The 13,403-nt window shown below is 56.8% G+C and carries 12 protein-coding genes; 7 read left to right on the forward strand and 5 right to left on the reverse strand.

What is annotated here, in order from left to right; all coding sequences use genetic code 11:
* The first annotated feature begins 203 nt into the window (after positions 1–203).
* From HMPREF2787_RS05375 to HMPREF2787_RS05395, 5 genes are all read left to right on the forward strand, one after another.
* Positions 204–770, forward strand: coding sequence for a TetR/AcrR family transcriptional regulator (locus HMPREF2787_RS05375; RefSeq protein ID WP_016422763.1), 567 nt, complete (start codon positions 204–206; stop codon positions 768–770).
* A 142-nt stretch (positions 771–912) separates the two neighbouring features.
* Positions 913–1,662, forward strand: coding sequence for a glutamine amidotransferase-related protein (locus HMPREF2787_RS05380; RefSeq protein WP_016422762.1), 750 nt, complete (start codon positions 913–915; stop codon positions 1,660–1,662).
* 47 nt (positions 1,663–1,709) lie between these two features.
* A complete protein-coding gene (locus HMPREF2787_RS05385) occupies positions 1,710–2,456 on the forward strand; it encodes a glutamine amidotransferase (protein ID WP_083326666.1) in 747 nt (248 codons plus the stop codon).
* A 45-nt stretch (positions 2,457–2,501) separates the two neighbouring features.
* Positions 2,502–4,778, forward strand: a complete 2,277-nt coding sequence (locus HMPREF2787_RS05390; protein ID WP_070858598.1) for a sensor histidine kinase — start codon at positions 2,502–2,504, stop codon at positions 4,776–4,778.
* Complete coding sequence (locus tag HMPREF2787_RS05395; protein ID WP_224433497.1) at positions 4,771–5,529, forward strand: response regulator transcription factor; 759 nt, start codon at positions 4,771–4,773, stop codon at positions 5,527–5,529. Before HMPREF2787_RS05390 ends, HMPREF2787_RS05395 begins: the two co-directional genes overlap by 8 nt.
* Here the strand turns inward: HMPREF2787_RS05395 and HMPREF2787_RS05400 are convergent.
* The gene (locus HMPREF2787_RS05400; protein WP_038625400.1) at positions 5,526–7,157 is read right to left on the reverse strand and encodes an ABC-F family ATP-binding cassette domain-containing protein; all 1,632 of its coding nucleotides are present in this window, start codon (positions 7,155–7,157) and stop codon (positions 5,526–5,528) included. The genes HMPREF2787_RS05395 and HMPREF2787_RS05400 overlap by 4 nt on opposite strands.
* 20 nt (positions 7,158–7,177) lie before the next feature.
* Between HMPREF2787_RS05400 and HMPREF2787_RS05405 the strand changes: the two genes are divergently transcribed.
* Together HMPREF2787_RS05405 and HMPREF2787_RS05410 are read left to right on the forward strand one after the other, a co-directional pair.
* Complete coding sequence (locus HMPREF2787_RS05405; protein WP_049190721.1) at positions 7,178–8,386, forward strand: lycopene cyclase family protein; 1,209 nt, start codon at positions 7,178–7,180, stop codon at positions 8,384–8,386.
* Positions 8,387–8,484: 98 nt separating this feature from the next.
* Complete coding sequence (locus HMPREF2787_RS05410) at positions 8,485–9,948, forward strand: amino acid permease (protein ID WP_070858599.1); 1,464 nt, start codon at positions 8,485–8,487, stop codon at positions 9,946–9,948.
* Between the two features lie 400 nt (positions 9,949–10,348).
* Here the strand turns inward: HMPREF2787_RS05410 and HMPREF2787_RS05415 are convergent, their stop codons facing one another.
* Genes HMPREF2787_RS05415 through sufC form a run of 4 tightly spaced genes read right to left on the reverse strand, consistent with a single transcriptional unit; the run spans position 10,349 to position 13,349 of the window.
* Positions 10,349–10,813 carry a metal-sulfur cluster assembly factor gene (locus HMPREF2787_RS05415; RefSeq protein ID WP_070858600.1) on the reverse strand — a complete coding sequence of 155 codons (465 nt, stop codon included), beginning with the start codon at positions 10,811–10,813 and terminating at the stop codon, positions 10,349–10,351.
* A complete protein-coding gene (gene sufU / locus HMPREF2787_RS05420) occupies positions 10,806–11,321 on the reverse strand; it encodes a Fe-S cluster assembly sulfur transfer protein SufU (protein WP_070567113.1) in 516 nt (171 codons plus the stop codon). The genes HMPREF2787_RS05415 and sufU overlap by 8 nt, the downstream gene beginning before the upstream one ends.
* A gap of 20 nt (positions 11,322–11,341) precedes the next feature.
* Entirely contained in the window at positions 11,342–12,595 is a 1,254-nt protein-coding gene (locus HMPREF2787_RS05425) for a cysteine desulfurase (RefSeq protein WP_049190724.1), read from the reverse strand.
* A complete protein-coding gene (gene sufC, locus HMPREF2787_RS05430; RefSeq protein WP_049190726.1) occupies positions 12,588–13,349 on the reverse strand; it encodes a Fe-S cluster assembly ATPase SufC in 762 nt (253 codons plus the stop codon). The genes HMPREF2787_RS05425 and sufC overlap by 8 nt, the downstream gene beginning before the upstream one ends.
* Positions 13,350–13,403: the final 54 nt, after the last annotated feature.

Genomic DNA, 13,403 nt, shown 5'->3' on the forward strand with positions numbered 1-13,403 from the left:
CGCTAGGGCTTGTTACAAGCAGCGCTTCTAGAGGCCGGTAGGTAGCGCTAGCCCGCGGATTCATACCCCACGGGCTAGCGCCCTGCCGGCCTCGGGTTTCTCTACCCCAACCAAAATGAGGCTTGGGAAGTATAGGAATGGCGCTGCCACGTCATGCAGTGAAACATGTCCCTGGGCGTCGCCGGCAAGAAAAGAGTTTCCTTATGCCAAAAGTGAGTAACCAGGATTTAGCTCAACGGCGGCACGAAATTCTCGACGGCGCTCGGCAGTGCTTTGCAGAATTCGGCTACGACGGCGCAACGGTCTCTCGTCTGGAGTCCGCTACCGGTAAGTCTCGCGGTGCTATTTTCCATCACTTCGGATCCAAAGAAGGTCTGTTCTTAGCATTGGCCGAAGAAGATGCCGCAAATATGGCGGAAGTCGCGGAGGCTTCCGGCTTAGTGGAAGTAATGCGTGATATCGTGGCGAACCCAGACAAGCATGGCTGGCTGGGAACTCGCCTTGAGATTGCCCGTCGCCTTCGCAGCGATCCGGAGTTTAAGGGCCAATGGTTGGGCCATCAGGATCAATTGGATGACGCTGTTGCCCACCGATTGACCCAGACATCCTCATCCGGCTCCCTACGGTCGGATTATTCGGTTCGCACGATGCAGCTTTTTCTCGAGCTGATGCTCGATGGCATCATCGTTCGTCTGGCATCTGGTCGCACTGTCGACGAATTGGATTCCGTGCTTGATTTAGTTGAAGACAGCTTACGGCGCAAGGACTAGCCACTCAGGCTAGGCCTGATAGCGTTACGTACCACCCGCTCCCCTAATACGGGAGCGGGTTTCGGCTTTCTGCCGTGCATTTACCCCGTTTGACCGGTGAAGATGCATAGATTTCACTCAATATGGACTAAGCTGTCTATTTATGAGTGTGGGTAAGTTTTTGTTGGTGGCGCTCCGCCCCGCAGATGGTGCGGGGCAAGCCGAGTACCAGGACTTTCTGGATTCCACCGGGCTTGAGCCCAGCCAGTTGGATCTGTTTACCATCGACGCTGTCGGCGCTAAGTTGCCCGACCTGACCTCCTATGACGGCGTATTTGTCGGAGGCAGCCCATTTAACATCACCGACCTTGAGCATTCGGGTTTGCAGAAGTATTCGCACGATGTGCTTTACGACGTACTTAGGAGTCCTGTCCCCGCACTGCTTATCTGCTACGGCGCTAGCTACACAGCCTTTACTTCGGGTGGTTTGGTTAACCTGCGCCACGGCGAAGTAGCGGGTTCTACCCGGGTAGAGCTCACCGAAGCCGCCACTCAAGATCCAATAGCTTCGGTGTTGCCTCCGGTTTTTTATGCGTTGACTGGCCACAAGGAATCCGTTGCGGAACTTCCCAATCACGCAACTTTGCTTGCCACAGGTCCAACCTGTCCGGTGCAGATGTACTCGATCGGATCGAATAACTGGGTTACCCAATTTCATCCGGAGATGAATGCTAACGGACTGCTCCGCAGAATGTCTTTCTACACCGACGTCGGTTACTTTGACCCGTTGGAAGTCGACGCGATTCGACTAAAGGTATCTGATGTGGACCTCCAGGCCGTCTCGTCAATCATCCCCCGATTTATGCACGTATGTACGCATGCAGCCAATCCGAGCCTGCTAGTGGTGCAGTAGTCTCCGTCCCCCTCTAGCTCCCTTTTTCACGAAATTTGTTCCCGCAAATGTCTACCTCCGCCAAGCCCTTCCTCTTGCTTTCCACACGCGGCGAAGATGCCGCAGCTCACGCTGAACATCTCTCATTTGCCAGGAGGTGTGCATTGGCGCCGGCAAAGTTGCATCAAATTCGCCTGGAACAGTCTCGTCCGGGGAATCTGAATCTAGATAACTACTCGGGCGTAATCGTTGGCGGAGGACCCTTTAACGCCTCTGATGACGATAAGAGCTATCTACAGAAGGAAGTCGAGACCTGGTTCGAGGATTTGTTGGCAGAAGTGCTCGAACGAGACTTCCCCTTCTTCGGAGCTTGTTATGGCGTCGGCCTGCTCGGTACTGCTGGCCATGGCCGTGTCTCCCGCAAGCACGGGGAGCAGGCAGCTGTAATCGAAGTAGCTGCAACTCCAGATGGCGAATCAGATCCAATTCTTGATGGTTTACCGGCCCACTTTCACGCCATCGTCGGCCACAAGGAGGCCATCGAAGAACTGCCTGGCGACGCTACGTTGTTGGCAACTGGAAAGGACTGCCCCGTACAGATGTTTCGGTTGGGCCGCAATGCATATGCGACGCAGTTTCACCCGGAATTAGATGCCAACACGTTTGCCCAGCGTCTCCAGATTTACGCAAATGAGGGCTACTATTTACCAGGAACAGATCTTAAAGCGGTGTCGGCCGCGCGACAGTTGGATGTTGCTCGAAGTGGGCGTATTCTTCAGAATTCCGCTCGGCTTCATACCGCATGTAGAGACTAATTAGTTTTATCTAGTGGCAATAAGCAAAAGGAATGTGATTGTCGCATGGAGAGGTGGAATCCCGATTCGGCACTTGCCGGACAGTCACCATCAATTGAAATGTCTGTGCTGCGATCCGGCGCGATTATTATTGCCGTCACCGGCTTTTTGTGGCAGGTTGAATCGGCTGTTCGTTCTGTCCCCTTTGAAAACTTTCTGAGCCACTGGTTCCCTTTTGCATCACTGCTCATATTCATTCTCAGCGATATGTTGCTGATTTGGGCTGTGATTAATAATACGCGGCGAGGCCTTATTACCGCACTGCGTGTGCCGATGTACATCATGTTGGTTTTCCTGATGTTGGTTTCAACCTATTGGGATCTCCCTCATAACGTCGTTGGAAATGCGCTCTGGTATAGCCCATTTTCAGGTTTAGCCCTCGCTGCATTTGCTCTGACAGTGCCACTCCACATCAGTTTGTCCGTGATGGTATTTGTTCCCGGACTTATTGCGGTCATTAATTCGTGGTTGCTGGGACACACTTTTTGGCTCGACATGTTGTCGGATGTCGGATTCAATCTCATCAACACTTTTCCATTTGTGATTATTGCGGGCTCTGCACAACCCGTCGCAAGGCTTATTGACTTCACCTACGAGAACTCTCGAAAGGTGAATGAGAGAGCGGAGCGCATGCGTGTCCGCGGCGAGGCGATGAGCAGCTTCAACGCCTATGTCCATGACTATGTATTGGCCGCATTGTCTGCAATTGGTAAGGGCTCTAAGATTGACTTCTCGCTAGACGAGCAGACTGGGCTGTTTTTCTCGCCTCGGCAAACAGTAAGCGGTAGAACTTTTGCTGAGGCTGTACGGGCGCAATTGATGTCGGTGAGCCCCGACATTTCGGTAACGCTAGACACCAGCGAAGAAGGCGGTCCAGTTCGGCTGCCAGGAGAAGTTGCTAACACGTTCCTATTAGCCGCAACCGAGGTGGCAAATAATGCCAAGCGTCACGCAGGTGCCGCAGCGGAAAAGAAATGCCACATTCGTGTTGCCTCGGGAGAGGTGTCCATTGATTTTCGTGACGATGGCACCGGGTTCGACCCCGAGGGAATTGACCCGCATCGTGCAGGTATCCGGTTGAGCGTTAAAGGGCGAATGGAGGCCCTTCGCGGTGGAGATGCTCTCGTTAATTCAAAGCCTGGGAAAGGTACTCAGGTTATTCTCAAATGGCACGGTAATACCTCTCCTGTGGAAGAGGAAGATGTAGTCGATTCCTCCGCTCACACGACATCGCTGTATGACCTCATGGGAATGTCAATTGTTTTTTCCTGGCAGTTCTACGGCGCGATCGTCGGCGTGTTGTTCATGGTTCTAGTCAGTAATGGACAATTATTTACCGTGGCCGGGCAAATCAGTCTGGCATTAGCGATCGGCCTTCTCGGGCTGATTATGTATGGCCGCCATTCACAATTGCCGTTAGCCCGTGCAATCGTAACTGGTGTCGCGATCGTTGTATTAGCTGTGGTGGGGCTCTACCAGCCCATTCCAAATAATTTGGAATGGTCGTATTTCTGGCACTTTAGCTTAATTTCTTTTGCATCTGCATTGCTCGCCATCCGCGGCCGCCCCTGGGTTGCGCTGAATTCAGTGCTCGGTGGCGCGATCATGGTGGAGCTTCTCAAGTTCTTCCCCTTTGCCCCCTCGGATACGACCCACATCAGTATCTCTGGAGTTGACCTGTTAGTTCGCTCCGTGATGTTGGTCGCGGGAATTTTGACGTCCATCATGGTCCGCTTTTTTATGCGCACCGTTCCGCAGTCTATTCAGGATTATAATCGTGCGCTGTACGCTGCCGGGGCCGCCAAAGAGTACGAAATTAGCAGCCAGAGTAACTACGAATGGCTGCAGCGCCGGGTCGGCCCCATTTTTAGCGCCGCTGCAGTTTTGGAAGAACCGACCCCGCGACTGCAGTTGCGTGCGCGGCTTACAGAGCAGCTTCTCCGAGACGTCCTACGTTCGCCGCATCTAAATGTTGGGTCCCTTCACCAAGCTGTTTGGGACGCCCGCGCAAGAGGTGTTCATGTCCGGCTCCTCGATGACCGCAATCACACGCAGGCCGTTTCCGATAGCACCGATGTGCGCCGTATTCCGCTTGTCGACGACGATTCCGCGGTGGCCAAGTTGATGCCGAACTTCCTCGAAGCAATCGATAACGCCGAAGAAGGATCGGTAACAATTCGCCTATTGCCCCCGGGCAGACGTGCATTTGCATCTATTTCTGATGACAATGGAGTGCAAAGGTTTGATGAAGCCGGTGAGAGGATAGTGATGTCACGTGACTAGGGAGAATATTGCGGGAATGAGCAATGCTTCCATCGACGTCTCGGCTGCAATTGACTCCGACAACATCGGAGATTACAGCGTGCAGTCGGATCGTTTGCTTCGCGTTGCTGCGATTGATGATCATGCCTTGACTCTGCAGGGGCTCGAAACCCTGCTTTCTGCAGAGCCAGACTTTGAGCTCGTCGGCTGTTATCAAACTGTGCCGGAGCTACTGGCCGATGTGGGCACCGATGACCGCCTGGATGTGGTCGTGCTGGATCTACGGCTGGCGGATAATTCAGATCCAGCGCAGAACGTTCTGTCGCTGGAATTGGTTACCGATCACGTGCTCATCCTTTCGTCAGCTGAAAGCCCATACCTTGTCCGAAAGGCAGTGCGTACCGGAGTGATGGGGGTTGTGCAAAAATCGGAAACCCCGGAGACAATCGTGTCTGCAGTACGGCTGGCGGCACTTGGCAAGGGCGCGCTGACTACAGAATGGGCATCGGTAGTTGACTCTGATCCCCTGCTCGACTCTGTCGATCTGTCAGAACGCCAGCGTGAGGTACTGGAGCTTTACGCCTCCGGTGAGTCGACGAAGCGAGTCGCGTCGATGACAGGGCTGACACCGAACACCGTGTTGGACTACTTGGGTCGTATTCGAGCCAAGTATGCGGCTGCTGGCCGGGCCGAGAACAGCCTTAACAAGTCGGAGATGTATAGGCTCGCTCAGCAGGACGGTTACCTGCCAGGGCCAATGGATCCGTCTTAAGCCAGCTCGACGATTTCCATGTAGTCGTCGCTCCAGAGGTCTTCGGTGCCGTCGGGAAGCACGATGACGCGCTCGGGCTCTAGCGCCTTGACCGCACCTGGATCGTGGGTAACCAGAACGACGGCCCCGGTGTAAGTGCGAAGTGCATCGAGAACCTGTTCGCGGGACTGCGGGTCGAGGTTGTTAGTGGGCTCGTCGAGAAGCAGGACGTTTGCGCGGGAGCTAACCAGCGTCGCCAGCGCCAGACGTGTCTTCTCACCACCGGAGAGGGTTCCCGCTGGCTGCTGCAGCTTGTCGCCGGAGAACATAAAGGCACCGAGCAGGCTCCGCAGTTCCGGCTCGTTGACGTCAGGGCAGGCGTAGACCGTGTTTTCCCAGACAGTCTTGTCCGGGTCAATCGTGTCATGCTCCTGGGCGAAATAGCCGATGCGCAGGCCGTGGCCGGAGACAATGCCGCCTTCGCCATCGGTGCGCTCCACACCGGCGAGTAGCTTCAGCAGCGTCGTCTTACCAGCGCCATTGAAGCCGAGGACAACCACGCGGGACCCCTTGTCAATCGCAAGATCCACACCGGCGAAGACTTCCAACGAACCATACATCTTGGTCAGTCCCGTGGCGTTGAGCGGAGTCTTGCCACAGGGCGCCGGTTCTGGGAAGGAAATATGAGCGACCTTATCCTCGACGCGGACCTCGTCGAGACTGTCCATCATGCGCTCAGCACGAGCCACCATCTGCTTGGCCGCACGGGCCTTCGTCGCCTTCGCACCTAGCTTCTCGGCCTGCTTGCGCAGTGCGCTGGCCTTCTTCTCCGCGTTAGCGAATTCACGGCGACGTCGAGCCTCATCGGTCGCGCGTGCCGACAGGTAGTTCTTCCAGCCCATGTTGTACACATCAGCTTCGGCGCGCACCGCATCGAGGAACCAGACTTTGTTACATACGGCCTCGAGCAGCTCAACATCGTGCGAAATCATAATCAAGCCGCCCTCATGCTTACTGAGGAATTCGCGCAGCCAGGTAATCGAATCCGCATCGAGGTGGTTCGTCGGCTCGTCGAGAAGCAGCGTCGTGGCGGACTTGCCCGAGCCTTCGGTAGCGGCGAAGAGAATCTGCGCAAGCTCGACGCGGCGGCGCTGACCACCCGAAAGCGTCTTCAGCGGCTGGTCGAGTACGCGCTCCGGCAACCCCAGCGCGTCGCAAATGCGGGCTGCCTCGGCGTTCGCCTCGTAGCCGCCGAGATCGTGGTAGCGCTCCTCGAGACGCGAAAACTTCCTAATCGCCGCATCGCGCTTGGTGTCAGTGGTCGCGGTCTCCATGATCTCCTGCTGGCGATCCATGCTGCGGCGGATTTGGTCAAGACCTCGCGCCGACAGCACACGGTCGCGGGCGGAGATGTCGATGTTGCCCTCGCGCGAGTCCTGTGGCAGGTAACCAATCGAGCCAGAGCGCACTACTGAGCCACCGTAGGGCTCAGTTTCACCGGAGAGAATACGCATAGTCGTCGTTTTGCCAGCACCATTTCGCCCGACGAGTCCAATCCGGTCTCCCGGCTGGACGCGCAGCTGCTCACCCGGCGCAGTGAGCAGGGTACGGGCGCCGACTCGGACTTCAAGGTCATGGGTCACAATCACGAACGAGTAGCCTACCAGTTATGACTTCATTTCCCGTGACCGCCTCCGTCGTCGGCCTCGGGCCCGCCGGAAGAATCGCCGCCCACCGTGCATCCGCTCGCGGCTGGGATGTCACCGCTTATGACCCAGCCGGTGGCACACTGCCCTCGACGATTGGTCTCTGGTGCGACCAACTCCCCGACTGGTTGCCCAGCGACTTCCTCGCCGCCACCTTTCAACCCAGCGTCATTCTTGCCGACGGCACCGAACGTCAGCTCGCCCGCAACTACGGCGTTGTTAACAAGGACTGCCTGCAAGAACTTGGCGGTTTCCACATCGAACGCCGCGCACTCACCGATTCCGAAACCACGGGTACTGACATCACAATTGTCACCACCGGGCGCACGCACGCCGCAGTCGGGCGAGGTGGGCAGGTACGGCAGCTCGCCATCGGGCACATCTTTTCGCTTGACGACGTCCCCAGCGCCCACCGCCGCGCAGTCCTCATGGACTTCACTCCGGCTGAACCGGTTGACCCAGCGGCAGAGCCGGCTAGTTTCTCCTATCGCATTTTCTTGGATGACAGGACCTTCCTCATTGAAGAGACCATTCTCGCTACTCCGACTCCTATGGTTGACGGGTATCGTGGCGAAGCCGGTGCTGCAGTCCGGATCGGCGGTGAGGCCGATGACTCCGCACTTTTAGCGCTGTTGCGTAGACGCCAAAGTGCACGGTTGAAGTCCCTGGGGCTTTCGGAAGATCTGGCCATCGATGAAGAAGTGGTGTCCTTTCCCCTACTGGCAAACTTTCCCTCTCGCCGCGGTAACTTCACGCACAGTGGACCATCCATGGGCACTCTCTTCGGCTTTGCTGGTGGTTGGATGCATCCTGCCACTGGTTACTCGGTGGGTTCGGTTATCGAAGATGTCGACCGCTTCTTGGCCGATATGGAAAAGAAGGGAAGCCGGACGCTGGGGACGTCGTTAAGCATGCGATTGCAGCGATGGCTACGCGAACGTGGACTCGCGGCGCTGCTGGGGTTCGATGCACGACAGACGGGTGCGTTTTTTCGGGCGTTCTTTTCGTTGCCGGAAAAGGACGTGTTTGCCTATTTGATAGGGACATCCCCACTGACGACGCTTCGCGCTATGGCGAAAGTGGCCGTGCCTTTGCTGAAAATGAGTCCGCGTACGTGCGGAAAGCTCATCGCAGGGTTTGTGCGGGGACCTGGGAGATGGAGAACTCGTTGACCGGGAGCATATACATCAGCCGATTTGTGGGGTGATACCAACAATTAAAGCCGTGTGGTTTTTGCATTCACCGGAGTACAAACGCTTATGATAAATGAATGACTTCGACGCAATCTGAGGAGACTTCCTCACAAAACCATAAGCTTCAGCGCAGGCTGAGAGCTCGCCACCTGAACATGATTGCCATTGGTGGTGCCATTGGTACGGGCCTGTTTGTTGCCTCCGGTGCGACCATTTCGCAGGCCGGTCCAGGCGGTGCGCTTATCGCTTACGCTCTTATCGGCATCATGGTGTGGCTGGTTATGCAGTCTCTCGGCGAGATGGCCGCTTACCTGCCGGTGCCCGGTTCCTTCCAGGAGTACGGTCGCCGATACGTCTCAGAATCCTTCGGCTTTGCCATGGGCTGGAACTACTGGTTTAATTGGGCGATTACTGTGGCCGCAGAGCTCGTCGCTGCTGCACTGGTGATGCGCTATTGGTTCCCGGATGTGCCTTCAATCGTCTGGTCCGCGCTCTTCCTCGCGATTCTATTCGGGCTGAATGCCCTGTCCGCACGCGCATTCGGCGAAGGCGAGTTCTGGTTTGCGACCATCAAGGTCATCACTGTTATCGTCTTCCTCGTTCTTGGTGTCGGCATGATTTTCGGCATTCTGGGCGGGTCCTCCCCCGGCTTTGAAAACTGGACCACGGGCGACGCCCCGTTCGTAAATGGTGGAATGGGCCTACTGGCTGTTTTCGTCGTAGCCGGCTATTCCTTCCAAGGCACCGAGATGGTTGGTGTAGCAGCAGGTGAGGCCGAGGATCCTGAGCGCACAATCCCCCGCGCGATTCGAACTATCTTCTGGCGCATTTTGCTGTTCTACATCGGTGCCATCGCTGTCATCGGTTTCCTTATTGCATACACGGACCCCAATCTTCTGAACGCCGCCGAGGACAACATTTCTATTTCACCGTTCACTCTGGTCTTCGAGCGCGCAGGTATCGCAATTGCCGCTGGCCTGATGAACGCTGTCATTCTGACCTCGGTGCTATCCGCAGGTAACTCCGGTATGTATGTGTCCACGCGTATGCTGTTCTCCCTGGCTCGCCAGGGACACGCTCCGCGCTACTTCGGTAAGCTCTCCGGGCACGGCGTTCCGCTGCGCGCGCTGATTGCCACCGCGCTCATCGGTATGGCTGGCTTCATTACCTCATTGGTAGGCGATGGTGTGGCGTATACCTTCTTGCTGACACTTTCTGCGCTCGCGGGCTTTATCACCTGGTTTGGTATCTCTTTCAGCCACTACCGCTTCCGCAAGTGTCTGAAGGCCCAGAACATCCCGTTGGATTCTCTTCCCTACCAGGCAAACTTTTTCCCCGCCGGTGCCGTTTTGGCACTAATTATGTGCTTCTTTGTGGTGGCCGGACAGGCACTCGATCCGATCCGCACCGGCGAAAATATCTTCGCTATCCTCACTCCGTACCTGGGCATTCCGGTATTCGTCCTGCTGTGGTTCATCCATAAGAAGGTCACGGGCTCCAAGCTCGTTGACCCGGCCACCGCAGACATGACTCGCGAATAGCTGCGAAGAGCTGTGAATAGATGCGAGTAGCTATGCATCTCGCATCTAACTCTCACAACTTGGATTAGCAGTCGAAGACAATAGCGACCCCGCCTGGCACTTTTCAGTGCCAGGTGGGGTCGTTTTTAACTCCGAGTCGGACAGCTTGAAAAAATTGCGGGGATGCTCGTGTGAATACGGGCTGCAGATGTGAAACTGTGCAAGTTTATGACGCTTTCAGGCCATTTTTTGAGCCATTTTTGACATAAATGCAGTCAGTAACTCGCATCGACCCGCCGCCGGCCATAAACGTAGTCAGTAACTCAAGGCAAACGAAAAAGAGCCTAGCTGAACGAGCCAGGAGCTCGTCGCTAAGCACTTTTAACGTAGCGGTTCTCTAATCACCGCTGTCACTGATCATCTAGACCGAGAAGCCGAGAGCGCGCATTTGCTCGCGGCCTTCCTCGGTAATCATGTGTGGGCCCCATGCCGGGGACCAGACCCAGTTGAGGCGGAAGTCGCGGATACCCTCGACCTTCATAACCTCGGAGGCAGTCTGGTCGGTGAGCATATCGGTCAGCGGGCAGGCCGGGGACGTGAGTGTCATGAAGATAGCGGCAATGTCGCCTTCTTCAATCCAGATGTCATATACCAGGCCCAGGTCCACGACGTTGACTCCGAGTTCCGGGTCAACAACCTCGTACATTGCCTCTTCAACCTGGATAGCCAGCTTGTTATCGGCTTCGGTCTGCTCCGGTGCCGGCGGGACGGTGATGGACTCGTACGCATCCCCCTCATCAATGGGAGCACCAGTAGTCATGGTGTCCTCGTCGACAGCATCAGGCTGTGCGGGCGAGGTGGCGTCATTAGCGATTGGTTCAGTCATGGCGATGGCCTTCCTCGTCATCGGTAACGGTTACAGTCGCGGTACCAACGCCGTTGCCTTCAGCGGCGTTGGCCAGAGCCTCAGCGGTCGCGGCCTGGAAAGCCTTCCAACCGAGAAGAGCGCACTTCACGCGGGCGGGGTACTTAGAAACACCAGCGAAGGCAATCCCATCGCCGATAAGGTCCTCATCGCCCTCAATCTTGCCTCGGGAGGTGACCATCTTCTCGAACTCGGCAAGCTTGGCCATGGCCTCGTCGACAGTCTTGCCGACAATCTCCTCAGCCATAACTGAGGTAGAGGCTTGCGAGATAGAACAGCCCACGGCGTCATAGGAGACGTCATTGACGACAGTGAGGTCGTCGTTCAGAGTGACGCGAAGTGTGAGTTCATCGCCACACGACGGGTTGACGTGATGCACTTCCGTATTGAAAGGCTCCCGCAAACCCGCATGCTGCGGATGCTTGTAGTGATCCAGGATAACTTCCTGGTACATCTGCTCGAGCTTCATGTCCTTCTCCTTTCTTAAAGTTACGGGGTGACACCGAAGAACTTCTGTGCATGGCGCACTGCGTCGGCAAGCGCCTGAACGTCCTCTTCCGTGTTGTAGATGTAGAAGGATGCCCGGGCGGTCGACTGGGCGTTGAGGATTTGGTGAATTGGCCACGCGCAATGGTGACCGACGCGGATGCACACGCCCTGGTCGTCTAAAACCTGGCCAAGATCGTGCGGGTGAATGCCCTCGACCTTGAAGGAGACTGCAGAGCCACGCTGTTCTGGAGTAGTCGGCCCGATGATGGTCACGCCGTCAATTTCCTGCAGCTTCTCCAGTGCGAGCGCGGTCAGGTGGTGCTCATGAGCAGCCACCTTATCCATACCAATGGAATCCAGGTACTTCACCGCAGCCCCCAGACCGACGACCTGGGAAGTCATCATGGTACCCGCCTCGAAGCGCTGCGGAGGCGCCGCGAAGGTGGTCTTCTCCATGGTGACGACCTCAATCATCGAACCACCAGTGAGGAACGGCGGCAGTGCCTCGAGCAGTTCCCGGCGACCGTAGAGCGCGCCGACCCCGTTGGGGCCGAGCATCTTGTGGCCGGAGAACGCCAGGAAGTCCACATCGAGATCTTTGACGTCGACAGGCATATGCGGCACCGACTGGCAGGCATCGAGGACTACCAGCGCACCGACCTCGCGTGCACGGCGCACCATCTCCTTCACATCGGTGACTGCACCGGTGACGTTTGACTGGTGGGTAAAGGCCACTACCTTGGTCTTCTCGCTGAGCTCCAGCGAGTCCACGTCAATGCGGCCGTCCTCAGTCACGCCATACCAACGAAGTGTCGCACCGGTGCGGCGAGCCAGCTCCTGCCACGGCACCAAGTTCGCGTGATGCTCCAGCTCGGTGACGACAATCTCGTCACCTTCGCCGACCTGGTACTGACCTGCGCGGTCGTCGCCAAGCACGAATGCCACTGTGTTCAACGCTTCGGTGGCGTTCTTGGTGAAGACTAGCTCGTCATAGTCGGCGCCGATGAAGCCAGCGATGGCTTCGCGGGCATCTTCGTAGGCGTCCGTGGCCTCCTCAGCGATCTCGTAAGCGCCGCGGTGCACCGGTGCATTGTGGTGGGTTAGGAACTCCACCTCAGCATCGATGACTTGCTTGGGGCGCTGCGAGGTCGCTCCGGAGTCCAGGTAGACCAGCCGCTTTCCGTCACGGACAGTGCGCGACAGAATCGGAAAGTCCTCGCGGAGTGATGGGGTGAGTAGTTCGGCGTTAGGCATTGATGTACTTCTCGTAGCCGTGCTCTTCCAGCTCGTCTGCAAGCTCCGGGCCACCGGAGGTGATGAAGCGACCATCGTGGAAGACGTGGACGAAGTCCGGCTTCACGTAGTTCAGGATGCGCTGGTAGTGAGTAATGATCAGAATGCCGCCGTCGTTTTCGTCCTGGTAGCGGTTAATGCCGTCAGAGACAACGCGCAGAGCGTCGACGTCCAGGCCGGAGTCGGTCTCGTCCAGGATGGCGAACTTCGGCTTCAGCAGGTCGAGCTGCAGAATCTCGTGACGCTTCTTCTCGCCACCGGAGAAGCCCTCGTTGACGGAGCGCTCGGAGAACGACGAATCGATCTCCAGGTCAGCCATTGCCTCACGGACCTCCTTGACCCAGTGACGCAGCTTCGGTGCCTCGCCACGGACAGCGGTCGCTGCAGAGCGCAGGAAGTTGGACATGGACACGCCGGTGACCTCGACCGGGTACTGCATTGCCAGGAAGAGGCCAGCGCGAGCACGCTCGTCGACGCTCATCTCCAGCACGTTTTCGCCGTCGAGGAGAATCTCGCCCTCGGTGACTTCGTAACGCGGGTGACCTGCGATGGTGTAGCTCAGGGTGGACTTACCAGAGCCGTTCGGCCCCATCACAGCGTGGGTTTCGCCGGATTTAATCGTCAGGTTGACGCCCTTCAAAATCTCCTTGGGCTCGGCGGACTCGTCGGTCGGCAGCACCTGCGCGTGGAGGTTACGGATTTCCAAAGTGCTCATAGTGAAATCTTTTCCTTTAATCGGTGTAAGTGGCCTGTCCCCCGGCACTTCCGG

The sequence above is a fragment of the Corynebacterium sp. HMSC061H03 genome (assembly GCF_001838215.1).
In the GTDB taxonomy this organism is placed as follows: Bacteria; Actinomycetota; Actinomycetes; order Mycobacteriales; family Mycobacteriaceae; genus Corynebacterium; species Corynebacterium jeikeium_D.

Bases quoted from the DNA above. Each gene is read 5' to 3' on its own strand.
- HMPREF2787_RS05375 (WP_016422763.1), top strand. From the start codon at position 204: ATGCCAAAAGTGAGTAACCAGGATTTAGCTCAACGGCGGCACGAAATT.
- HMPREF2787_RS05425 (WP_049190724.1), bottom strand. From the start codon at position 12,595: ATGCCTAACGCCGAACTACTCACCCCATCACTCCGCGAGGACTTTCCG.
- HMPREF2787_RS05415 (WP_070858600.1), bottom strand. From the start codon at position 10,813: ATGACTGAACCAATCGCTAATGACGCCACCTCGCCCGCACAGCCTGAT.
- HMPREF2787_RS05380 (WP_016422762.1), top strand. From the start codon at position 913: ATGAGTGTGGGTAAGTTTTTGTTGGTGGCGCTCCGCCCCGCAGATGGT.
- HMPREF2787_RS05390 (WP_070858598.1), top strand. From the start codon at position 2,502: ATGGAGAGGTGGAATCCCGATTCGGCACTTGCCGGACAGTCACCATCA.
- sufU (WP_070567113.1), bottom strand. From the start codon at position 11,321: ATGAAGCTCGAGCAGATGTACCAGGAAGTTATCCTGGATCACTACAAG.
- HMPREF2787_RS05410 (WP_070858599.1), top strand. From the start codon at position 8,485: ATGACTTCGACGCAATCTGAGGAGACTTCCTCACAAAACCATAAGCTT.
- sufC (WP_049190726.1), bottom strand. From the start codon at position 13,349: ATGAGCACTTTGGAAATCCGTAACCTCCACGCGCAGGTGCTGCCGACC.
- HMPREF2787_RS05385 (WP_083326666.1), top strand. From the start codon at position 1,710: ATGTCTACCTCCGCCAAGCCCTTCCTCTTGCTTTCCACACGCGGCGAA.
- HMPREF2787_RS05405 (WP_049190721.1), top strand. From the start codon at position 7,178: ATGACTTCATTTCCCGTGACCGCCTCCGTCGTCGGCCTCGGGCCCGCC.